The sequence below is a fragment of the Streptomyces sp. NPDC127197 genome (genome assembly GCF_042672405.1).
Classification (GTDB): Bacteria; Actinomycetota; Actinomycetes; order Streptomycetales; family Streptomycetaceae; genus Streptomyces; species Streptomyces flavusporus.
Genome location: NZ_JBHXVG010000003.1, coordinates 334,046 through 356,620 on the forward strand (window position 1 = coordinate 334,046; position 22,575 = coordinate 356,620).

Annotated in this window: 19 protein-coding genes and 2 tRNA genes; 16 read left to right on the plus strand and 5 right to left on the minus strand. The window is 69.5% G+C overall.

Annotated features, from left to right (window positions below; translation table 11 throughout):
* Positions 1-179: 179 nt before the first annotated feature.
* Positions 180-593: an SsgA family sporulation/cell division regulator gene (locus ACFVJQ_RS06670; RefSeq protein WP_004002642.1), complete on the minus strand. Its 414-nt coding sequence runs from the start codon at positions 591-593 to the stop codon at positions 180-182.
* A gap of 191 nt (positions 594-784) precedes the next feature.
* Between ACFVJQ_RS06670 and ACFVJQ_RS06675 the strand changes: the two genes are divergently transcribed.
* From ACFVJQ_RS06675 to ACFVJQ_RS06715, 9 genes are all read left to right on the plus strand, one after another.
* On the plus strand, positions 785-1,237 hold the full coding sequence (locus ACFVJQ_RS06675; RefSeq protein ID WP_385511446.1) for a TIGR02611 family protein: 453 nt from the start codon (positions 785-787) through the stop codon (positions 1,235-1,237).
* Positions 1,238-1,322: 85 nt separating this feature from the next.
* Positions 1,323-1,394 (plus strand) — tRNA-Val (locus ACFVJQ_RS06680).
* Between the two features lie 470 nt (positions 1,395-1,864).
* The gene (locus ACFVJQ_RS06685; protein WP_385511444.1) at positions 1,865-3,151 is read left to right on the plus strand and encodes an ABC transporter substrate-binding protein; all 1,287 of its coding nucleotides are present in this window, start codon (positions 1,865-1,867) and stop codon (positions 3,149-3,151) included.
* Positions 3,152-3,165: 14 nt separating this feature from the next.
* Complete coding sequence (locus tag ACFVJQ_RS06690) at positions 3,166-4,122, plus strand: carbohydrate ABC transporter permease (RefSeq protein WP_385781458.1); 957 nt, start codon at positions 3,166-3,168, stop codon at positions 4,120-4,122.
* The gene (locus ACFVJQ_RS06695; protein ID WP_385511440.1) at positions 4,119-4,994 is read left to right on the plus strand and encodes a carbohydrate ABC transporter permease; all 876 of its coding nucleotides are present in this window, start codon (positions 4,119-4,121) and stop codon (positions 4,992-4,994) included. Before ACFVJQ_RS06690 ends, ACFVJQ_RS06695 begins: the two co-directional genes overlap by 4 nt.
* Positions 4,995-5,004: 10 nt before the next feature.
* Positions 5,005-5,604: a hypothetical protein gene (locus ACFVJQ_RS06700; protein WP_385781461.1), complete on the plus strand. Its 600-nt coding sequence runs from the start codon at positions 5,005-5,007 to the stop codon at positions 5,602-5,604.
* 97 nt (positions 5,605-5,701) lie between these two features.
* A complete protein-coding gene (locus tag ACFVJQ_RS06705; protein ID WP_385781464.1) occupies positions 5,702-8,437 on the plus strand; it encodes a Tat pathway signal sequence domain protein in 2,736 nt (911 codons plus the stop codon).
* 152 nt (positions 8,438-8,589) lie between these two features.
* Positions 8,590-9,036 carry an SRPBCC family protein gene (locus ACFVJQ_RS06710; protein ID WP_385781467.1) on the plus strand — a complete coding sequence of 149 codons (447 nt, stop codon included), beginning with the start codon at positions 8,590-8,592 and terminating at the stop codon, positions 9,034-9,036.
* A 39-nt stretch (positions 9,037-9,075) separates the two neighbouring features.
* A tRNA-Val gene (locus tag ACFVJQ_RS06715) sits at positions 9,076-9,147 on the plus strand.
* 47 nt (positions 9,148-9,194) lie between these two features.
* On the opposite strand, the gene ACFVJQ_RS06720 is transcribed toward ACFVJQ_RS06715, so the two are convergent.
* The gene (locus ACFVJQ_RS06720) at positions 9,195-9,920 is read right to left on the minus strand and encodes a 3'-5' exonuclease (protein ID WP_385781469.1); all 726 of its coding nucleotides are present in this window, start codon (positions 9,918-9,920) and stop codon (positions 9,195-9,197) included.
* Between the two features lie 169 nt (positions 9,921-10,089).
* On the opposite strand from ACFVJQ_RS06720, the gene ACFVJQ_RS06725 reads away from it, so the two are divergent.
* The 3 genes from ACFVJQ_RS06725 (at position 10,090) to thrS (ending at position 13,937) form a co-directional block, all read left to right on the plus strand.
* Entirely contained in the window at positions 10,090-10,656 is a 567-nt protein-coding gene (locus ACFVJQ_RS06725; RefSeq protein ID WP_385511433.1) for a DUF4365 domain-containing protein, read from the plus strand.
* Complete coding sequence (locus ACFVJQ_RS06730) at positions 10,653-11,870, plus strand: hypothetical protein (RefSeq protein ID WP_385511432.1); 1,218 nt, start codon at positions 10,653-10,655, stop codon at positions 11,868-11,870. Before ACFVJQ_RS06725 ends, ACFVJQ_RS06730 begins: the two co-directional genes overlap by 4 nt.
* Positions 11,871-11,960: 90 nt before the next feature.
* Positions 11,961-13,937, plus strand: coding sequence for a threonine--tRNA ligase (thrS, locus tag ACFVJQ_RS06735; protein ID WP_385511430.1), 1,977 nt, complete (start codon positions 11,961-11,963; stop codon positions 13,935-13,937).
* A 30-nt stretch (positions 13,938-13,967) separates the two neighbouring features.
* Here thrS and ACFVJQ_RS06740 read toward each other — a convergent pair whose 3' ends face one another.
* Positions 13,968-14,630 (minus strand): potassium channel family protein, encoded by a 663-nt coding sequence (locus tag ACFVJQ_RS06740; protein WP_385781473.1) that lies wholly within the window; start codon positions 14,628-14,630, stop codon positions 13,968-13,970.
* Positions 14,631-14,696: 66 nt separating this feature from the next.
* Between ACFVJQ_RS06740 and ACFVJQ_RS06745 the strand changes: the two genes are divergently transcribed.
* A complete protein-coding gene (locus ACFVJQ_RS06745; RefSeq protein ID WP_385511427.1) occupies positions 14,697-15,257 on the plus strand; it encodes an HIT family protein in 561 nt (186 codons plus the stop codon).
* Between the two features lie 163 nt (positions 15,258-15,420).
* Here the strand turns inward: ACFVJQ_RS06745 and ACFVJQ_RS06750 are convergent, their stop codons facing one another.
* Together ACFVJQ_RS06750 and ACFVJQ_RS06755 are read right to left on the minus strand one after the other, a co-directional pair.
* Positions 15,421-17,082, minus strand: coding sequence for a hypothetical protein (locus tag ACFVJQ_RS06750; protein WP_385511425.1), 1,662 nt, complete (start codon positions 17,080-17,082; stop codon positions 15,421-15,423).
* A gap of 239 nt (positions 17,083-17,321) precedes the next feature.
* Positions 17,322-19,520, minus strand: a complete 2,199-nt coding sequence (locus ACFVJQ_RS06755) for an elongation factor G-like protein EF-G2 (protein ID WP_385511424.1) — start codon at positions 19,518-19,520, stop codon at positions 17,322-17,324.
* 225 nt (positions 19,521-19,745) lie between these two features.
* Between ACFVJQ_RS06755 and pgsA the strand changes: the two genes are divergently transcribed.
* The 3 genes from pgsA to ACFVJQ_RS06770 are packed head-to-tail and all read left to right on the plus strand — an operon-like array spanning position 19,746 to position 22,569.
* The gene (gene pgsA, locus ACFVJQ_RS06760; RefSeq protein WP_385511422.1) at positions 19,746-20,492 is read left to right on the plus strand and encodes a phosphatidylinositol phosphate synthase; all 747 of its coding nucleotides are present in this window, start codon (positions 19,746-19,748) and stop codon (positions 20,490-20,492) included.
* Positions 20,489-21,397 carry a phosphatidylinositol mannoside acyltransferase gene (locus ACFVJQ_RS06765; RefSeq protein WP_385511421.1) on the plus strand — a complete coding sequence of 303 codons (909 nt, stop codon included), beginning with the start codon at positions 20,489-20,491 and terminating at the stop codon, positions 21,395-21,397. The genes pgsA and ACFVJQ_RS06765 overlap by 4 nt, the downstream gene beginning before the upstream one ends.
* The gene (locus tag ACFVJQ_RS06770) at positions 21,394-22,569 is read left to right on the plus strand and encodes a glycosyltransferase family 4 protein (protein ID WP_385511419.1); all 1,176 of its coding nucleotides are present in this window, start codon (positions 21,394-21,396) and stop codon (positions 22,567-22,569) included. The genes ACFVJQ_RS06765 and ACFVJQ_RS06770 overlap by 4 nt, the downstream gene beginning before the upstream one ends.
* Positions 22,570-22,575: the final 6 nt, after the last annotated feature.

Sequence of the window (22,575 nt, forward strand, 5' to 3'; positions counted from 1 at the left end):
GTAGAACGCCGGCCGGCGGCAGCGCGGTTCCCGGAAGGCGGGGCGGCGGCGAAACACGCGCACCGGCGCCGCCCCGCGGAGGTTCACGGTGGCGACGTCGGTGTGTGCCGTATGCGGTTGTCCTGGCCCGAGCCGTCTCCCCGAGTTGGACGGCGTCGGGCAGCTCTGTGAGGCCTCGCCTAGCTTTCCGCCAGAATGTGCGAGAGCTCCTGATCGAGATCGAAGTGCCGGTGCTCGGTGCCGGGTGGCACGGCGGCGTCGGTCCGCTTCAGGAACGACTCCAGGGCCCGCGCCGGGGCCTCGAGCAACGCCTCCCCCTCCGGGGAGCTCAGGGCGATGCACACGACGCCCTGACCGTGACTGCGCGACGGCCAGACGCGGACGTCGCCGGTGCCGGTGGGCCGGTGAAGCCCTTCGGCGAGGAGGTCGCGGGCGAACACCCACTCGACGGTTTCCTCGGCTCCGGTGTGGAAGGTGGCGTGCACGGCGTAGGGGTCGGCCGTGTCGTACCGCAGGCCTGCGGGGACAGGCAGGGAGGACTCGCTCGACACAACGAGGCGCAGGTGCAGCTCGCAGCTGACCGTGGTGTTCATAAGCGCCAGGGCCTTTCGCTCAGTGTGCGCTCGGGGATTCGCACGTCGGCGAAATCGACATGCCACCTACGGTGCCGTTGTAAACCCCTCTGAGTGTTTTGCGTGCCTTTACGTAACTCTTCCGGCGGAGAACCCGTTCGTCGGGTGCGTCCATTCCGGTGATCGGATTCGGTCCGGTAGGGTTTGGCCGTATGAACACGGGGAGTAGCGAGCCTGGCGAGGCAGCCGTGGCGGCGGACGAGACGAAGCGGGACGAGGTGCAGCGCGAGCAAGGGCTCGGTTCGAGGGCACCGGAATTCATCAAGGGGCGCCGACTGCTCCACGTGAGCTGGCAGGTCGGCGTCTTCCTCGTGGGCCTGGCGGTCGTGGTCGGCGGCATCATCCTGCTGCCGCTGCCCGGACCGGGCTGGGTGATCATCTTCGGCGGCATGGCGATCTGGGCGACCGAGTTCGTCTGGGCCCAGCTGGTTCTGCGCTGGACCAAGCGCAAGGTCACCGAGGCGGCCCAGCGCGCCCTCGATCCCAGGGTGCGGCGACGCAACATCATCCTGACGACGATCGGCTGCGTGATCATCGGTGTTCTCGCCGGTGTCTACCTCTGGAAGTTCGGCTTCATGATGCCGTGGAAGATCGAGAACCAGTGATCCGCCGATCCGCGGAAGGGCGCAGGTACCAGCCGACGCCGGTGACAGGCACCGCCTGACATGGGGTAATGTTCTTCCTGCGCCCGGGCGATTAGCTCAGTGGGAGAGCGCTTCGTTCACACCGAAGAGGTCACTGGTTCGAACCCAGTATCGCCCACCGTCCGAAGACGGCGGCCCACCTGCGAGAGTGCAGGTGGGCCGCCGTTTTTCGTGCCGGCGAGTGTCGGCGGCGGCGTCCGCTCCCCGAGCCCGGCGGTGGTCATCGTCTGCGGCCCGCACCTCGTCGCGCCTGAGCGGGTCGACGCACCCGCTTCGTCACGGATCGGTTCACCACCCGCGCCCGCCCCGCCGACGCCCACCCCTCCGACGTCTTTCAGTCGAACGCCACACCCGTACGGCACTCCGCCCGCCGTCCGACCAGCCGACCGCACCCGTCTCACCTGCGGCGTCACCTCATGCCTCCCGCCACCCGGCCCTCGAATCGCGCCGGATCATGGAGCCGCTCCGCAAGAAAATCCTGTCCGAATCATTGACGCACTCCGAGGCCCCTCGTAGCTTGTGCCAGCAAGCGCTTACTTGAAACGATTCATGCAGTCGGCAATGACGCTGCGGGGAGGGGGCCCAACCATGGGAACCAGCAGGAATGTTGAGAGGCGTACGATCCTGAAGGTGGCCGGGGCCTCGGCAGCCACGCTCGGGCTGGGTGCCACGACGGCGTGCGGTGGCGACAGCGGTTCCGGAGACGGAACGGTGACGCTCCGTTACGCGTGGTGGGGTGGCGAGCCGCGCACCATCGCCATCAAGAAGACGATCGCGCTCTTCGAGAAGAAGTACCCGAAGATCAAGATCAAGCCGGAATTCACCGACTACGAGGCTTTCTGGGAGAAGTTCCAGACCCAGGCCTCCGGCGGGAATCCGCCGGACGTCTTCCAGAATGCGGTCGGCTTTCTGCGCAAGTACGACAAGCGCGGCGTTCTGATGGACCTCAAGACGCAGGCGGACGCCGGGAATCTGAGCCTGGAGAACTTCCGCAACGGCGTTCTGGCGAACGGTCAGGTCGACGGCAAGCAGATCGGCATACCCGTCGGCGCCAACACCATGGCGCTCGTCATCGACCTCAAGGCCTTCAAGAAGGCGGGTGTGGAGGCGAAGTTCGGCTGGACCTGGGACGAGTACTTCGACGCGCTGCAGACGATCCAGGACAAGCTGAAGATCGCTGGTGACACCGGCTACTTCAGCATCATGTACCTCTACGACCTGTACCTGCGTCAGAACGGCAAGGCCTTCTTCACCGACTCCGATCTCGGCTTCACCGAGGACGATCTGACGCAGTGGTGGGAGGACGGCTACAAGCGCGTGAGGTCCGGGCTCGTCGCCGACCCGAAGAAGGTTGAGCAGGTCAAGCCCAAGTCCGCGCTCTCGGCGGGGCTCGCCGCGTCCGAGTTCACCTGGGACAACTTCTCCATCCGCTACGAGGGCGAGGGCGAGTCGGACTACGGGCTCGCGCCGATCCCCACCACGGACGGCAAGGACACCGGCCAGTACCTCGGTTCGCTGATGATGAGCGCCTTCTCCGGGACCAAGCACCCCAAGGAAGTCGCCCAGTTCATCGACTTCATGGTCCACGACCCCGAGGTCGGCAAGATCATGGGCTACGACCGCGGCATCCTCGCCACGACCGAGCAGTACGAGGCGTTCACGCCCACCGACGACAACAACAAGGGTGTCAAGGCGTACGAGGAAGAGGTCGCCGCGGCCGGCGTCCTCGGGAAGATCACCCCGCACCCGTCCGGTACGGACGTCATCGAGGCGGCGTTCCTGCGCCTCGGCGGTGAGGTCGCCCAGGGCAAGACCAAGCCGGCCGACGCCGCGAAGGCGCTGTTCAGCGAGGCCAAGGCCGCGTTCGCGGGCTGAGGGGACGTACCACCATGACGCTCGTCAAGGAAGCGCCCACGCGCCCGGCGAAGAAGCGGCCCGCCGCTCCTGCCGCCGGGCGGCGCGGGCGGCGCCGCGAGAACCTCGCCGGCTATCTCTTCATGTCGCCGTGGATCGCGGGCTTCCTGCTGCTCACGGCGGGGCCGATGATCGCGTCGCTGTACTACGCGTTCACCAGCTACAACCTGTTCACGCCGCCCCAGTGGGTGGGGCTGGACAACTTCACGACGATGTTCCAGGACCCGCGCTGGCAGAAGTCGGTCGAGGTCACGCTGAAGTACGTCGTCGTGGCCACACCGCTGAAGCTGCTGCTCGCGCTCGGTGTCGCGCTGCTGCTCGCGCAGAAGCGGCGCGGACAGGGCCTGTACCGGGCCGCGTTCTACATGCCCTCGCTCATCGGCGCCAGCGTCTCCGTCGGCTTCGTGTGGCGGGCGCTGTTCTCGGACGACGCGATCGTGGACCGCACGCAGAAGATCTTCGGGCTCGACGTGGGCGGCTGGATCGGCAACCCGGACTACGTCATCTACGCCCTGGTGGCGCTGAGCATCTGGCAGTTCGGCGCGCCGATGGTCATCTTCCTGGCCGGCCTCAAGCAGGTCCCGCAGGAGCTGTACGAGGCCGCCGAGGTGGACGGGGCCGGTCCGCTGCGGCGGTTCTGGAACATCACGCTGCCGATGATCTCCCCGGTGCTGTTCTTCAACGTGCTGCTGGAGTCCATCCACGCGTTCCAGGTGTTCGGCTCCGCGTACGTCGTCTCCGACACCCGGTGCGGGCCCGCCGACGCCACGCTCGTCTACACCTGTTACCTCTACCAGAAGGGCTTCAAGGAGGCCCAGATGGGCTTCGCCTCCGCGATGGCCTGGACGCTGGTGATCGCGGTGGCGCTCGTCACGGCGGTCCTGTTCTGGTCGCAGAAGAAGTGGGTGCACTACGAGGAGGCCGCCAAGTGACCAGTGCCACCAGCCCTGCCCTGCGCACCGCGAACGAGCGGCGGCGCTTCGGATCGATCGCCTGGCACGTGGGCGCGCTCGTCGTGCTCGCGGTCGTCCTGTATCCCGTGATCTGGGTGATCGGTGCCTCGTTCAAGCCGAGCAAGGACATCATCGCCAGCCTCGACCTGCTGCCGACCGAGCCGGTCTGGGCGAACTTCTCCGGGCTCGCCGACGGCATCTCCGGCATCCCCATCACCAGCTTCTTCACCAACTCGCTGATGTACGCGGTCCTGGCCGTGGTCGGTGTCGTGCTGTCCAGCTCGCTGACCGCGTACGCCTTCGCCAAGATCCGGTTCGCCGGACGGAACCTGCTCTTCACGCTGATGATCGGCACGCTGCTGCTGCCGTACCACGTGCTGCTCATCCCGCAGTACGTGCTCTTCCGCAACCTCGAGCTCACCGACACCCTGGTGCCGCTCGTCGCGGGCAAGTTCCTGGCCACGGAAGCCTTCTTCGTGTTCCTGATGGTGCAGTTCATGCGCGGGCTCCCCAAGGAACTTGACGAGGCTGCCAAGCTCGACGGCTGCGGGCATCTGCGCACCTACTGGTCGATCGTGCTGCCGCTGAGCCGCCCCGCCATCATCACCAGCGCGATCTTCACCTTCATCAACGCCTGGAACGACTTCATGGGGCCGTTGATCTACCTCAACACCCCTGAGAAGTACACCGTTTCGCTCGGCCTGATGATGTTCCGCGACCAGGAGGGCATCTCCAACTACGGCAGCATGATCGCGATGTCGCTGGTGGCGCTGATACCGGTCATCGCCTTCTTCATGGCCTTCCAGCGCTACCTCATCGACGGTATGGCGACCTCCGGACTGAAGGGCTGAGGCGGTCACCATGGCGCAAGCACGCGTGAAGGCCCGCGCCCCGCGCAAGGAGTCCGTGTTCGGCGAGCGCTTCGCGGTCTTCGCCGAGTGCCTGCTCACCGGCGTGTGGATCGCCGTGGCCTGCCTGGGGGTCGTCACCTACCCCGCGGCCTTCGCCGCCGGCGCGCGGCATCTGCGGCGTAGTACGGCCCACGAGGGCGGTGGCTGGCGGGAGTTCGTCGTGGACTTCCGGGAGGCCGTGCGCGGCGGGTGGATCGTCGGGCTCGCCGGGTGGGCAGCGGTGGCCGCGGTCTGGGTGGACGTCCAGGCCGCGCGCGCCGGAATTCCCGGCGGGTCGTTCGTCGGGGCGGTCGGCCTGTTCGCGCTGATCGGGCTCGCCGTCGCCGGGCTGCGTGCGGCGGCGGTGTGGACGCCGGGCGCCAGGTGGCGGGCACTGCTGGCGGACGCCGGACGCCGGACGGTCCTGGACCCGGCCGGGTCCTTCCTGCTCGTCGGCGGACTGGCGGTCGTCGCCTGTTCCGCCCTGTTCGTCGCGCCGCTGGCGGTCCCCGTCCTGGGGGCCGTCGCGGCGGCCGCCGTCGCCGTGGAGGAGCGGTACCGGCACCGCTGACGGGTGGCGCCTCGCACAAGGCCGGCGCCCTGGGTGCCGTACCTCTCTCTGTCATGCCCTTGACCACCCCCTTGCACCCGCACGGAAAGGAAAGGCCATGTCCCCCATCCCTCGCAGGTCCCTCCTCAAGGCGGCCGCGGTCGCCGGAGCCGCCGCGCAGTTCAGCTGGGCGCTCGGCTCGAACGCGCAGGCCGCGCCCAGAGCCGAGGCCGCCGACGCGGCTCCCGTGATCCTGGACTGGCTGGAGGACGGCGGCCTGGGTGCCGCCCCCGGCTCCACCGTCGGTGTCCCCTGGCCGAAGGGCGTGTACCAGGAGGACCAGACGTTCGCGCTGACGGACGCGGACGGCAAGGCCGTACCCGTGCAGTCGTGGCCCATCGCGTACTGGCCGGACGGTTCCCTCAAGTGGACCGCGCACGCGGTCAGTTCGGGATCCGGAAAGCTGACGTTGACGGCCGGCACGCCAGAGGCGCCCGCCAAGAAGGTCACCGTCGACAAGAGCGGCGGCACCATCGACGTCTCGACCGGCGTCATCACCGCGAAGATCGGCAAGTCCGGCGCCACGCTGATCAAGTCGGTCACCCGCGGCTCCACCGAGATCGCCAAGAACGGCCGCCTCGTCCTGCTCCGCCAGCCGGAGATCGAGGACGGCGACCAGGGCACGGTGAAGTACGAGCGCTTCGAGGGAGCCATCGGCGAGGTCGCCGTCGAGCAGGAGGGCCCGGTCCGGGCCGTCGTCCGCATCGACGGCAAGCACCGCAAGGGTGACCGGAGTTGGATGCCGTTCTCGATCCGGTTGTACTTCTACGCGGGCGCGGACTCCTTCCGCATGGTGCACACCATCACCTACGACGGCACCCAGGAGCCGGGCAAGGCGAGCGGCGACTTCATCCGCGGCATCGGCGTGCGCTTCACCGTGCCGATGCGCGACGAGTCGTACGACCGCCACATCCGCATCGGCGGCGAGGGCACCGGCATGCTCCGCGAGGCCGTCAAGGGCATCACCGGACTGCGCCGCGACCCGGGGACGGCCGTACAGGCGGCGCAGTTCGCGGGGCAGAAGCTGCCCGACCCGTCCACCTGGGACCAGCGGGTCACGACCCGGCTCCAGTACATCCCCGAGTGGGGCGACTACACCCTCTCCCAGCTCTCCGCCGACGGCTTCACCCTGCGCAAGCGCACGAAGAAGGGCTACGGCTGGATCGGCGCCGGCGGTGGCCGGCGCGCCTCCGGCTTCGGTTACGTCGGTGGGGTCAGCGGCGGATTCTCCTTCGGGCTGCGGGACTTCTGGGAGAAGTTCCCCGCGCAGCTCGACATCCGCGACGCCCACACCGACGAGGCCGAGGTCACCATGTGGCTCTGGTCGCCCGAGGCGCAGCCCATGGACCTGCGCTTCTACCACGACGGCATGGGCCAGGACACCTACCCCGAGCAGCTTGAGGGCCTCAACATCACCTACGAGGACTACGAGCCCGGCTTCGGCACCCCCTACGGAATCGCCCGCACCTCCGAACTCCTCTTCTGGGCCAACGAGTCGACGCCCTCAGCAGAAGTTCTGGCTCAACAGGTCGAGGCCGTACGCGTGTTGCCGCAGCTCGCCGCCCCGCCCAAGCAGCTCATCAAGGCCAAGGTCTTCGGGCCGGGGCTCTACTCCGAGCCGGACCGTTCCACACCCGCCAAGGCCAAGATCGAGGACCACCTCGACTTCCTCTTCACCTACTACAAGGACCAGGTGGAGATGCGCCGTTGGTACGGCTTCTGGGACTACGGCGACATCATGCACACCTACGACACCGTCAGGCACCAGTGGCGGTACGACATCGGCGGCTACGCCTGGGACAACTCCGAGCTCTCGCCGGACCTCTGGCTGTGGTTCGCGTATCTGAGAAGCGGCCGCGCGGACATCTTCCGGTTCGCCGAGGCGATGACCCGGCACACGGGCGAGGTCGACGTCTACCACCTCGGCAAATGGGCCGGCCTCGGCACCCGGCATGGCGTACAGCACTACGCCGACAGCGCCAAGCAGCAGCGCATCGCCAACACCACGTACCGCCGCTACTACTACTTCCTCACGGCGGACGAGCGGGTCGGCGACCTCATGCACGCCAACGTCGACTCTGACGAGACCTTCCTCGTCCTCGACCCGATCCGCAAGATCCGCACCGAGCCGTACACGCCCGACCGGCACGCGCTGTCGATCGGCTTCGGCACGGACTGGAGCGGGCTCGTGTCGGCGTGGCTGACGGAGTGGGAGCGCAAGGGCCCCAAGTGGGAGAAGGCCAAGGCGCGCGTCCTGTCGACGATGGAGACGATCGCCGCGCAGCCGAACGGCTTCGTGCAGGGGAGTGGGCTCTACGACCTCGACACGGGCAAGTTCGCCATCGCCGACAAGCCGGTGGTGGGTGTCTCGCACCTCTCCGCCGTGTTCGGTCTCAACGAGCTGTGCGCCGAGCTCATCGACCTGGTCGACATGCCGAAGTTCAACGAGGCGTACTTCGACTACTGTCGCTACTTCAACGCGACGAAGGCGGAGCAGGCGGCGCGCTACGGTTCCAACTTCGGCAGCCTCATCCTCTTTCAGGGCCATTCGCGCCTCGACGCGTATGCCGCCGTCCAGACCGGCGACGAGAAGCTCGCCAAGCGCGCGTGGGAGAAGTTCTACAACTCCGACGGCTACAAGGAGTCGGCTCCGTGGAAGACGGAGGAGCTGAGTGGCCCGGTCTCGCTGGTCCCGGGCAGCGAGGCGACCTGGGTGTCCACGAACGACACCGCGCTGTACGGACTCGCGGCCATTGAGAACCTGGCGCTGCTGGGCGACAAGATGCCGTCCTAGCACTCCGGTCGGGGGCAGGAAGAGCGCCGCCGCACGGGCGGCGGCGCTCGCTCTGGAGTGTGGCCCACGTCACGCGGTGCGCCATGAGTACGCGTACTCAGAAGGTACTCAGACGTGGTAGGGGAATGTCCCTGGATGGGCACACTCTTCGCATGGACTGGACCCACTACCGCTTCCGCAGCCTGTGGCCCCTGCCCGCCCCGCCCGCCACCGTGTACGGCGTGCTGGCGCGGCCGGAGGGCTACCCCCGCTGGTGGCGTCAGGTGCGCGAGGTCCAGCGGGTCGACGACACCACGGGCGTGATCCGGATCCGGTCGCTCCTCCCGTACGACATGACCTTCACGGCCCGCGAGGTGCGCCGCGACCCGGCGGCCGGGGTGCTGGAGGTCGCGATGTCCGACGACATCGAGGGCTGGGCGCGCTGGACGGTCACGTCGGCCGACGGTGGATGTCTCGCCCGCTACGACCAGGTGGTCGACGTGGCCAAGCCGCTGCTCAGGCGGTTCGCCGTACCGGGGCGGCCGGTCTTCCGGGCCAACCACCGGCTGATGATGCGGGCCGGACGGCGCGGCCTGCTGGCGTACCTCGAAGCGGTTTGAACCAGACCCGCGGACACCTGTATTGTTCAGTGCGTTCCCGGGCGATTAGCTCAGTGGGAGAGCGCTTCGTTCACACCGAAGAGGTCACTGGTTCGAACCCAGTATCGCCCACCGGGAAAGGCCGGTCCGCCGCAGCGGACCGGCTTTTTTGATGTCCGCTACGCCGCCGTCGGCAGGTCCGGGCGCAGCGGCCATGCCGGGTCCACCGCCTCCTCGCTGCCGCTGCGGGCGAACCACGCCTGCAGGCCGCGTGCCTGTGCCGCATGCCACACCGCCTGCAGTGGATGCAGCTCGGCGGGGGTGAGGCGTTCCAGCCGTGACGGGAAACGGCGGCCTATGGCCCGTACGACCTCCAGCGCGGCCAGCGCGTCCGCGGCCGCGTCGTGCGCGCCGTCCAGGGCGACGCCGTAGTGCGCACACAGATCGGTCAGGGTGCGACGGCCCTTGCGGTAGCGGTCCAGGTGCTTGTCCAGGACCCGGGGGTCGAGGATGAGCAGAGGCACCGACTCGAACCAGTGGCCCAGCGACGAGGCCCGGTGGCGACGCAGCTCACGGTCGAGGAGCGTCAGGTCGAACGGTGCGTTCATCACCACCAACGGCCGCCCGGCCGACGCCTGTTCGGCCAGCTCGGTGGCTATCTCCTGCATCACCGGTGCCGGCCAGCGGCCGTTGCGCGCCAGGTGATCCTCCGTCAGCCCGTGCACCGCCGTCGCCTCGGCGGGTACGGGTACGCCCGGGTTCACCAGCCAGTGGCTCACCCGGAGCCGCGTGCCAGGGGCGTCCTGGACGACGAGGGCGGCCGACACGATCCGGTCGGTCTCGACGTCCACGCCCGTTGTCTCCGTGTCGAATGCCGCCAGAGGGCCCTCGTACCAGCACGTCATACGTACACAACTCCTCGTTCACCCATGGCAGCTGACGCCCCGTCTTCTGCCCGTTTGGTGATACCCGGGCTGTTTGCGCCGTACGCCGGGAGGAGACAACAGAAGTACGGGTCCGCGCAGTTCAGCGGGCCCTCGCGGGGAAATCACTTTGCTTGGAAGGCTGTTGGTCATGGCGATAGCGCAGCCCGAGCGGGGCGGGCTGCTGCCCGAACGCGCGGGGCCCCATCGCGGTTCACTCGCCACCACCGCCTGCATGGAGACACTGCAGGTGGGTTATCTGCACGCCGTCGCGGCCGCCGCCGGCTGCTCGCTCTCCCAGCCCTTCCCGGACAACGGCATCGACTGGCACGTCAGCCACAGCGCGCCCGGGCACACGGTCGACGACGAGGTCACCATCAAGGTGCAGCTCAAGGCCACGTACCAGATCGCACCGAACCCTCCCGGGCGCTTCTTCTCCTTCACGCTCGACAACGACCACCTGGTGAAACTCGCCCGCACTCCGGTCTCGGTGCACAAGATCCTGGTCGTGATGCTCGTCCCGCGGTCGCAGGACGAGTGGCTGCGCGCCAGCCACGACCGGCTCGACCTGAGACACTGCTGCTACTGGGTCAACCTCGCCGGGCACGCCATCACCGGCCGGCACCGGACCAACGTCCGCATACCGACCTCACGCATCTTCGACGACCGGGCGCTGTGCGAGATCATGACGCGGGTCGGGACGGGAGGCAGACCGTGACGCACCGCCCGCTCGACGAGCCGGCGAGGCCGGTCCGGCCGCATCCCCAGGCTCCGTGGAACGAGCCGCCGCCGGAGCCCGGCCAGGTCGACCCCGCCGTGCTCGGCGCGCTGCTGCACCGGCACGGCTGGCAGCGCCGGGGCGGCGCCGTCGGACGCTACGGCCGCTGGACGCCGCCGGGACCCGGCGGCAACGGCACCAGCCTGCTCGTTCCGGAGAGCCGCGCCTTCCCCGACAGCGAGGACCTGCTCGCCGAGGCGCTCGTCGCGCTCTCCCGCAGCGCGACGCCCTCGGCGCGCGAGGTGCTGGTCGGGCTCACCGTGCCCAGCGACGAGATCCGCTGGTGGCGAGACGTACCGAGCGGGCCGGCCGGAGCCGCGTCCTGGACCGTCGAGGAACAGCTGCGCACCGCCGCCCGCCAGATGCTGCTCGCCGGCGCCCTCGCCACCCGCGCGCGTGCCGGCTACTACGGTGCCCGGCACAAGCGCACCGCCGCCTCGATGCTGCAGAGCGTCCTGGTCGGCGCCGCGACCGGCGGCCGCCGCCTCACCGCGTTCGTGCCCGTCGCCCCGGGGCGCCCGCTCGCCCTACGCCTCCACCAGGCGCTGTACGCCGTCCGCGAGGCCATCGACTACCAGCGGGCCACCGGTGGCATGGACGCCTTCGACGGCGCCGTCGAGGCCGGTGTCAGCCGCGAGCTCACCGAGGCCCTCATCGCCCTCGTCCGCGGGACGGAGGGTGCCCGGGTCGCCGTCGAGTGGGCGCCGGGCGCCGGAGTCCCCGAAGGTGCCGCCGCCCCCGACGAGGCGGTCGAGTTCTCGCCGGGCGACCTGCCCGTACTGCGCGAGGCCGGGGCCCGCTATCTGCGCGAGGAGCCGTCCGTGCCGGTGCGGATCACCGGCGAGGTGGTCCGGATGCGCAGGTCGGAGCGGCGCGGCGAGGGCACCGTACGGCTGCGGGTGCTCGCCGGGGCCGAGATCCCGCACGTCCGGCTGACGCTGGACGAGGAGGACTACCGGATCGCCGGTCAGGCCCACCTCGTCGGACTGCCGGTGCGGGTGCACGGGCGGCTGGAGAGCAGGGGCGGCTTCCGCCGGCTGACCGGCGCCTGTGGCGTCGTACCCGTGCAGGTGGACGAGGCGGAGCGGGACCGGCTGATGAAGTCGCTGCAGGAGAATCTCGACTTCTTCGAGGAGGCGTGCAGCGGGGACTGATTTCGCCTGGGGTGGTCCGGGGTCGGTACGATCCCTTATTGCGCGCGCTCTCGGTATGGCGCCGCATCCACCTTCAGTCAGGAGAGACCGGTGTCAGACGTCCGTGTGATCATCCAACGCGATTCCGAGCGGGAAGAGCGCACGGTGACGACGGGCACTACGGCCGCCGAGCTCTTCGCCGGCGAGCGCTCGATCATCGCCGCACGCGTGGGCGGCGAGCTCAAGGACCTCGCGTACTCGGTGACCGAGGGTGACGAGGTCGAGCCGGTGGAGATCTCCTCCGAGGACGGCCTGAACATCCTGCGCCACTCCACCGCGCACGTCATGGCGCAGGCCGTGCAGGAGCTCTTCCCCGAGGCCAAGCTGGGCATCGGCCCGCCGGTCAAGGACGGTTTCTACTACGACTTCGATGTCGAGAAGCCGTTCACGCCCGAGGATCTCAAGGCCATCGAGAAGAAGATGCAGGAGATCCAGAAGCGCGGCCAGCGTTTCTCGCGTCGGGTCGTCACCGATGAGGCCGCGCGCGAGGAGCTGGCGAACGAGCCGTACAAGCTGGAACTGATCGGCCTCAAGGGGTCCGCATCCGCCGAGGACGGCGCGGACGTCGAGGTCGGCGCCGGCGAGCTGACGATCTACGACAACCTGGACGCCAAGACCGGTGAGCTGTGCTGGAAGGACCTCTGCCGCGGTCCCCACCTGCCCTCCACCCGCCTCATCCCGGCGTTCAAGCTGATGCGCAACGCGGCCGCCTACTGGCGCGGTAGCGAGAAGAACCCGATGCTCCAGCGCATCTACGGCACCGCCTGGCCGTCGAAGGACGAGCTGAAGGCGTACCTGGAGTTCCTCGCCGAGGCCGAGAAGCGCGACCACCGCAAGCTCGGCTCCGAGCTCGACCTGTTCTCCATCCCGGAGCAGATCGGTTCCGGCCTCGCCGTCTTCCACCCCAAGGGCGGCATCATCCGCCGCGTGATGGAGGACTACTCGCGGCGCCGTCACGAGGAAGAGGGCTACGAGTTCGTCTACACCCCGCACGCCACCAAGGGGAAGCTCTTCGAGACCTCGGGCCACCTGGACTGGTACGCCGAGGGCATGTACCCGCCCATGCAGCTCGACGAGGGCGTGGACTACTACCTCAAGCCCATGAACTGCCCGATGCACAACCTGATCTTCGATGCACGCGGCCGCTCCTACCGCGAACTGCCGTTGCGCCTCTTCGAGTTCGGGACCGTGTACCGGTACGAGAAGTCGGGCGTCGTGCACGGCCTGACCCGCGCCCGCGGCTTCACCCAGGACGACGCGCACATCTACTGCACGCGTGAGCAGATGTCCGAGGAACTGGACAAGACGCTCACCTTCGTCCTCGGCCTGCTGCGCGACTACGGCCTGACCGACTTCTACCTGGAGCTGTCCACCAAGGACCCGGAGAAGTTCGTCGGTTCGGACGAGGCCTGGGAGGAGGCGACGGAGACCCTCCGCCAGGTCGCCGAGAAGCAGGGCCTGCCGCTGGTCCCGGACCCGGGCGGTGCCGCCTTCTACGGCCCGAAGATCTCCGTCCAGACCAAGGACGCCATCGGCCGCACCTGGCAGATGTCGACCATCCAGCTCGACTTCAACCTGCCCGAGCGCTTCGACCTGGAGTACACGGCCGCGGACGGCTCCAAGCAGCGCCCGGTCATGATCCACCGCGCGCTGTTCGGCTCCATCGAGCGGTTCTTCGCGGTGCTCCTGGAGCACTACGCGGGCGCCTTCCCGGCCTGGCTCGCCCCCGTCCAGGCGATCGGCATCCCGATCGGCGACGCGCACGTCGAGTACCTGGAGAAGTTCGCCACGGCCGCACGGAAGAAGGGCCTGCGGGTCGAGGTGGACTCCTCCTCCGACCGGATGCAGAAGAAGATCCGCAACGCCCAGAAGCAGAAGGTGCCGTTCATGGTCATCGCGGGTGACGAGGACATGGCCAACAACGCCGTCTCCTTCCGCTACCGCGACGGCTCGCAGGAGAACGGCATCCCCGTCGACGAGGCCATCGCCAAGATCGCGAAGGTCGTCGAGGAGCGGGTGCAGGTCTGACGCGTACGTGATGCGGGGCCCCCGGCGAGTTCACCTCGCCGGGGGCCCCGCGTCGTCCCCGGCACGTGCGAACCGCTGCATCAGCCACGACGAGAACGACCCCGTCACCGCGCCGAGCAGCGCGAGGCCGCAGCCCATCAGTGCCACCGCGATCAGCCGTCCCACCAGGGTCACCGGGACGACGTCGCCATAGCCGACGGTGGCCAGAGTGGAGGCGGCCCACCACAGTGAATCGCCGAACGTGCGGATCGTCGCGCCCGGGGCGCGGTGCTCGTAGTGGTACACGGCAAGGGCGGCGGAGAGGCCGAGCAATGTGGATGCCAGGCCCGCGTACAGCATCACCCGCGTCTGCAGGGCCAGCCGGGGTTCTCCCCGGCGGCGATCCTGCAGGGCGTCGTAGACCCGCACGATCCTCAGCGGCCGCAGCAGGGGCAGCAGCACGACCAGCGAGTCCAGCCAGTGCCGGTGGACGAAGGCCGACCCCTCGCCGCTCAGCCGCCACCGCACCGCGTAGTCCACGACGAACAGCGCCCAGGACGCGTACGTCACCGCCAGACACAGATCGCGCACCGGCTGGGGCAGCCCCTCGCCCAGGACCCGCACCCCGTAGGAGACGAGAAAGAGCAGAGAGGCCACCGCAAGCGGGATCCCCATCCGCCGCTCCCAGCCGGCCGTGCGGTTGTCGTCGTCCACCGGCCCAGCTTCGCCCGGGTGGTTTTCACCGAGCCCCGGCGACACGCCGCGAACGGGCGAAGCCATATGCTGCAGTGCATGACGAGTGAGCCGGAGCAGCAGATCGGAGTGGGGACGCAGGACGCGTTCCAGCGCCTGTGGACGCCCCACCGGATGGCGTACATCCAGGGCGAGAACAAGCCCACCGGTCCGGGGGCCGACGACGGCTGCCCCTTCTGCTCCATCCCGGCCAAGTCCGACGAGGACGGGCTGATCATCCGGCGCGGTGAGCAGGTGTACGCCGTGCTGAACCTGTACCCGTACAACGGCGGCCACCTCATGGTCGTGCCCTATCGGCATGTCGCCGACTACACAGACCTCACCGGGCCCGAGACCGTTGAGCTGGCCGCGCTGACGAAGCAGGCGATGACGGCGTTGCGGACCGCGTCCGGGGCACACGGGTTCAACATCGGGATGAATCAGGGGACCGTGGCCGGGGCCGGGATCGCCGCGCATCTCCACCAGCACATCGTGCCGCGCTGGGGTGGGGACACCAACTTCATGCCGGTGGTGGGGCATACGCGGGTGCTGCCGCAGTTGCTGGCCGATACGCGCAAGATGTTGGCGGAGGCCTGGCCGGCGGGGTGAGGCCGCTGGTTTTCATGCAGCCGGCGTGGGGGTGGGCGGGGCGTCGCGCAACCCGGCGTTGACGGGGTGCCGCCCGCGCCCACCCGTGCCGCCCATGGGGGTCCCCCAGGCCCTTAAGGCACTGGGGGAGGCACGAATGCCCGCGGTAGGACGAAGGGGCGGGCTACGCGTCGTAGAGGTCTGCCTTCTTGGGTGTCGGGTCCTGGATCGCCGTGCTGAGGAATGCCGAGCGGGTGCCGAACTTCTCCGTGTCCACGCCGTTCTCCTCGAGGACCCGGATCGCCGCCGAGTGCACCACCCGCAGCACCGGTGTGGCCGCCCGCAGCGCGTCGTCGGCCATGAAGCGGTGGCGCCAGGGCTTGTCGGCCCAGGCGTGCCGCAGGCCGAACGGCTCCGGCAGGGTGAGGGTGCCGCCGAGCCAGTTCAGCAGCGGGGGATACCAGGTCAGAGGTGCCCGGGCCGCCAGCCGTACCACCTCGTCGGTGTCGACCAGCGGAAGCTTCACCGTCCGCGTCTCCCACCGCTTGAGCGACTTCTGTACCGACTTCTCCTTGGCCGCAGGCTTCGAGGTGAACAGGGCGTGCACGGGTCCCAGCGCATGCCCGGTGACCTCGATGCGCAGCGTCTCGTACAGCACGGTCACGGTGATCAGCATGGTGATCACCAGCTGCCCGTCCCACAGCGTCCACTGCACGCCCAGGTAGTGCCGGTCTCCGCTGCCGAACTGCTGCTTGTTGCAGATGTCCTGTATGGCGTGCGACTTGACCTGGTAGGCGTCCACGTCGGTGCCCTCCGGCCGGGACACCTCCTTCGCGTTCTCCCCGATCGGCGTGACGATCCAGTGCCGTATCGACGGCTTCGTGAAGCCACCCGTGTTCAGCGGACCGCGCTCCAGCATGCGCAGCTGGTCGTGGATCGACCGGATGATGTCCCAGCTGCGGAAGGGATGGATCTCCCGGTCGGGATCGGCCGGCGTCAGATCCTCGGCGAGCTGCCAGCTGCCCCAGCGCGTGCCCATGCCGAGTATGCCCTTGGGCCCGGCGTAGAAGACGGAGTTGGACTGCTGCTCGGCGCTGAGCCGGGCCAGGGACTGACGCAACTGTTCGGCCGCGGTCTCCCCGGGGCTGCTCGGCACCGCCTCGGGCACCTTCGCGCCGACGCTGCTGCCCGAGAGCAGGCTGTCCCAGCGCTCCCGCAGGTCCTTCGCTGTGCGCTCGCAGATCTGCCGGGCCCAGAACCAGCCGATCACCGGCAGCACGACCGACGCGCGCGCGTACCAGGCCCAGAATCCCGTGAAGGGCATCTGGATCAGGAAGATCACGGCGAGCGCGCCCACCGCGACGAGCAGCGTGGTCGCGAGCGTCGAGGCCCGTTTGTCCTCGCGCTTGGCGATGGTGGAGCGGATCGTGAACACCATCAGCCACACCAGGAGGCCGGGCAGGAAGAGCAGCCCGCACAGCACCATGACGACCGTGAGCAGGTTGTCGCGCTGTCGGCGGATGCGGTTCGCGGCGAGACAGTGCTCGACGACCACCTGGGGTTCGGTGCCGAAGGACTGGATCAGCGGCTTGCGGTCGGAGCCGAGCATCCGGTCGACCACCGCGCGGGAGAACGCCTCACCGAGATTGGGCCGGAAGATCTTCGCCCACTTCTGGCCCGGTTTCACGGTCGATTCGTGCCACTCGTTGTTGGCCTTGAGTATCTCCTCGACCTCGTTGTCCCGGTACGCCGCAGAGGCCAGCGCGAACGTCGCCGTCTGCCCCTCGTCGCCCGTGCGCGGTACCTGCGGCCCGAAGATGTCCGCGTAACCGCTGTCAACGGTCATTCCCGCCCCCGATCGCCGCCACTGTCGCTCCTGCGGCCTTCCCGACTTCCGTGCTCTGCACACCTGTTGATCAGGTCATCAGCGTATCCGCAGGTACGGACATTCGGCGGCGGACGGCCGAAGCCGCCCGCCGGCGCACGGGGCAGCGCACCGCGCAGTCCGCTCGGAGGCTGCAGCGCAAGCCACTTGCACGCGCCCCCGTACCAACTACGCGCCGCCCCCCACCTGTTCCCCGCTTCCTATGACGCCTCCTGCTCCTGTTTCCGTACCCGCTCGGCGACTTGAGCCGGCATGGGTTCGTGCCGGGCGTATCGCCGGTTGAAGCGTGCGGTGCCGTGCGACAGCGAGCGCAGATCGACCGCGTACCGCCCGATCTCGATCTCCGGCACCTCGGCCCGGACGAGGGTGCGCCCACCGGCCGTCTGCTCCGTGCCCAGCACACGGCCGCGCCGCCCGGACAGGTCGCTCATCACGGCGCCCACGTACTCGTCGCCGACCAGGACGCTCACCTCGGCCACCGGCTCCAGGAGATGGATCTTCGCGTCGGCCGCGGCCTCCCGCAGTGCGAGCGCGCCCGCCGTCTGGAAGGCGGCGTCGGAGGAGTCCACGGAGTGCGCCTTGCCGTCGAGCAGCGTGACCCGGACGTCGACGAGCGGATTGCCCGTGGCGACCCCCTTGGCGGCCTGGGCGCGTACGCCCTTCTCGACGGACGGGATGAACTGGCGCGGCACCGCGCCCCCGACGACCTTGTCCACGAACTCGATGCCCGAGCCGCCCGGCAGCGGCTCCACCTCGATCTCGCAGATGGCGTACTGCCCGTGCCCGCCGGACTGCTTGACATGCCGCCCGCGCCCGGCCGACCTGGTCGCGAACGTCTCCCGTAGGGAGACCTTGTGCGGTACGACGTCGACCTGGACGCCGTACCGGCTGCGCAGCCGCTCCAGCGCGACGTCCGCGTGCGCCTCGCCCAGGCACCACAGCACCACCTGATGGGTGTCCTGGTTCTGTTCGAGCCGCATCGTCGGGTCCTCGGCGACCAGCCGGGCGAGCCCCTGCGAGAGCTTGTCCTCGTCCGGTTTGCTGTGCGCCTGGATGGCGAGCGGCAGCAGCGGATCCGGCATGTCCCACGGCTCCATGAGGAGCGGGTCGTCCTTGGCGGACAGGGTGTCGCCGGTCTCGGCGCGGCTCAGTTTCGCCACGCACGCGAGGTCGCCCGCGACGCAGTGCGACACCGGGCGCTGCTGTTTGCCGAACGGCGTGGACACGGCGCCGATGCGTTCGTCGACGTCGTGGTCCTCGTGGCCCCGGTCGGTCAGTCCGTGCCCGGAGACGTGCACGGTCTCGTCCGGCCGCAGCGTTCCGGAGAAGACCCGCACGAGAGAGACACGGCCGACGTAGGGGTCGGACGAGGTCCGCACGACCTCCGCGACCAGCGGACCGTCCGGATCGCAGGTCTTCAGCTCACGTGGCTTGCCGTCCACCGTGGTGACGCCGGGCGTCAGGTGCTCCAGCGGGGTCGGGAACCCCCGCGTGATCAGTTCCAGCAGCTCGACCGTGCCGAGCCCCTGCCGGGCGCCCTCGGCCGCGGGAGCGGCGGCCAGGACGGGGAAGAACGTCCCGCGCGCGACGGCCCGTTCCAGGTCCTCCACGAGCGTCCTGACGTCGATCTGCTCACCGCCGAGATACCGGTCCATGAGGGTCTCGTCCTCGCTCTCGGAGATGATCCCCTCGATCAGCCGGTTGCGTGCCTCCTCGATCAGCGGCAGCTGGTCCTCGCCCGGATCGGACTCCTTGCGCTCCCCGGACGCGTAGTCGAAGAGCTTCTGCGACAGCAGCCCGGTCAGGCCGGTCACGGGCGCGTGCCCGTCCGGCCCCTGCGGGCCGTGCAGCGGCAGATACAGCGGCAGTACCGCGTCGGGGTCGTCCCCGCCGAAGGCCTCCGCGCAGATCCGCGTCATCTCCTCGAAGTCCGCCCGCGCGGCCTCCAGGTGCGTGACGACGATGGCCCGCGGCATGCCGACGGCCGCGCACTCCTCCCACACCATGCGGGTCGAGCCGTCCACGCCGTCCGACGCCGAGACGACGAAAAGGGCCGCGTCCGCCGCTCGCAGACCGGCCCGCAGCTCCCCGACGAAGTCGGCGTATCCGGGGGTGTCGAGAAGGTTGACCTTGATGCCGTCCCATTCGACCGGCACCAGGGAGAGCTGCACCGAGCGCTGCTGCCGGTGCTCGATCTCGTCGTAGTCGGAGACGGTGCCGCCGTCCTCCACGCGGCCCGCCCGGTTCACCGCTCCCGCGGTCAGCGCGAGAGCCTCCACCAGAGTCGTCTTGCCCGATCCGGAGTGGCCGACCAGCACCACATTCCGTACGGACGCGGGATGGTCGGCCGCCACTGCCCTGCCGGCGGCTCCGGGGTGTGCATTCGCCTTGTCGCCCATGGCCTTGCCTCCCGTGCACGGTGAGGTCATTGTGGGCGCGGACACGCGGGACCCGTGCGGGGCGGCTCCGGCGACGCCCGCGGTTCTTCGAGCTTTCCACTCTCGTCACGGTGCGTCCATACGGAGGACCGGAAGGCGTCGCCCGCCGGCGGTTGCGTCCCGCACGCCGGATCCCCTCACGGGGTGCGGGTGCCCGGCCGTCGCCCACGCGCGCGCGTGGCTACGATGGGCCAGCCGGTGGCCAGCAGGGGCCGCGCGGCGACACCGACCCTCGGGAAGGCCATGCTGAACAAGTACGCGCGTGCATTCTTCACGCGTGTCCTCACACCGTTCGCCGCGTTTCTCATCCGCCGGGGCGTGAGCCCGGACACGGTCACGCTGATCGGCACGGCCGGCGTGATGGCAGGCGCGCTGGTCTTCTACCCCCAGGGCGAGTTCTTCTGGGGCACGGTCGTGATCACGCTGTTCGTGTTCTCGGACCTCGTCGACGGCAACATGGCCCGCCAGCTGGGCCGCAGCAGCCGTTGGGGAGCCTTCCTGGACTCCACCCTGGACCGGGTCGCCGACGGCGCGATCTTCGGCGGCTTCGCCCTCTGGTACGCGGGCGGCGGCGACGACCTCGCGCTGTGCGCGGTGTCGATCTTCTGCCTGGCCAGCGGGCAGGTGGTGTCGTACACCAAGGCCCGTGGCGAGTCGATCGGCCTGCCGGTCGCGGTCAACGGTCTCGTGGAGCGCGCCGAGCGGCTGGTGATCTCCCTGGTCGCCGCCGGGCTCGCGGGCATGCACAAGTTCGGCGTGCCCGGCATCGACGTACTGCTGCCCATCGCCCTGTGGATCGTTGCCGTCGGCAGCCTGATCACCCTGATCCAGCGGGTCGTCACGGTCCGCCGGGAGTCCGCGGAGGCGGAGGCAGCGGCGGCCGGGCAGGAAAGCACGGAGAATGCCTCTCAGGGGACGGAAGCGGCGAAATGAGCGCTCAGGAGCGGCTGACGGACGCGCTGTACGGCCTCGGCTGGGGCACGGTCAAGAAGCTCCCCGAGCCGGTCGCGGTACGGCTCGGCAACACCGTGGCCGACCTGGCCTGGAAGCAGCGCGGCAAGGGCGTACGGCGGCTGGAGAGCAACTACGCGCGCGTGGTGCCCGACGCGACCCCTGAGCGCCTTGCCGAGCTCTCCCGCGCGGGCATGCGCTCGTACCTGCGGTACTGGATGGAGTCCTTCCGGCTCCCGGCCTGGAGTGCCGAGCGCATCAAGAGCGGTTTCGACCCGAAGGATCTGCACCACCTGACCGACGGCCTCGCCGCCGGCAACGGCGTCGTACTCGCCCTGCCCCACCTGGCCAACTGGGACCTCGCCGGCGCCTGGGTCACCACAGAGCTGGAAACCCCCTTCACCACGGTCGCCGAACGCCTCAAGCCGGAGACCCTGTACGACCGTTTCGTCGCCTACCGCGAGGGTCTCGGCATGGAGGTCCTGCCGCACAGCGGCGGCACCGCGTTCGGCACGCTGGCCCGGCGGCTGCGCGACGGCGGCCTGGTCTGCCTGGTCGCCGACCGCGACCTGTCCGCCTCCGGCGTCGAGGTGAAGTTCTTCGGCGACACGGCCCGCATGCCGGCCGGACCGGCCCTGCTGGCCCAGCAGACGGGCGCGCTGCTGCTGCCGGTGACGCTCTGGTACGACGACTCGCCCGTCATGCAGGGCCGCGTGCATCCCCCGATCGAGGTACCCGAGACAGGTACCCGGGCCGAGAAGACGTCTGTGATGACACAGGCGCTGGCAGACGCCTTCGCCTCGGGGATCGCCGACCATCCGGAGGACTGGCACATGCTGCAGCGCTTGTGGCTCGAAGACCTCGACCCCGCGAAGGGGCCGTCGTGAGGATCGGCATCGTCTGCCCGTACTCCTGGGACGTGCCGGGCGGCGTCCAGTTCCACATCCGCGATCTCGCCGAGTACTTCATCCGCCTCGGGCACGAGGTGTCCGTCCTCGCCCCCGCCGACGACGACACCCCGCTCCCGCCATATGTCGTCTCGGCCGGCCGTGCGGTCCCGGTGCCGTACAACGGCTCGGTGGCCCGGCTGAACTTCGGCTTCCTGTCGGCGGCCCGGGTGCGACGCTGGCTGCACGACGGCGCGTTCGACGTGATCCACATCCATGAACCGGCGTCGCCGTCCCTGGGCCTGCTGACCTGCTGGGCGGCACAGGGCCCGATCGTCGCCACGTTCCACACCTCCAACCCCCGCTCGCGCGCGATGATCGCCGCGTACTCGATCCTCCAGGCGGCGCTGGAGAAGATCAGCGCGCGGATCGCGGTCAGCGAGTACGCCCGCCGCACGCTGGTGGAGCACCTCGGCGGGGACGCGGTCGTCATCCCCAACGGCGTCGACGTCGACTTCTTCGCCGAGGCCGAGCCCAACCCCGACTGGCAGTCGGAAGGGGAGGGCAGCACGATCGGCTTCATAGGGCGCATCGACGAGCCCCGCAAGGGCCTGCCGGTCCTGATGCGGGCGCTGCCCACGATCCTCGCCGAGCGCCCGCAGACCCGGCTGCTGGTCGCGGGCCGCGGGAACGAGGAGGAGGCGGTGGCATCGCTGCCTTCGGAGCTCCGCTCGCGCGTCGAGTTCCTCGGCATGGTGAGCGACGCGGACAAGGCCCGCTTCCTGCGCAGCATCGACCTGTACGTGGCGCCCAACACCGGCGGCGAGAGCTTCGGGATCATCCTGGTCGAGGCGATGTCGGCGGGCGCGCCGGTCCTGGCGTCCGACCTGGACGCCTTCGCGCAGGTCCTCGACCAGGGCGCGGCGGGAGAACTGTTCGCCAACGAGGACGCGGACGCGCTCGCCGCGGCGGCGGTGCGGCTGCTCGGTGACCCGGCACGCCGCGCCGAACTGCGCAAGCGAGGCAGCGCCCACGTCCGCCGGTTCGACTGGTCGACGGTCGGCGCGGACATCCTGTCGGTCTACGAGACGGTCACGGACGGCGCCGCGGCGGTGGCGGCCGACGAACGCACCACGGGGTTGCGGGCACGGCTGGGGTTGGCACGGGACTGACTGCGG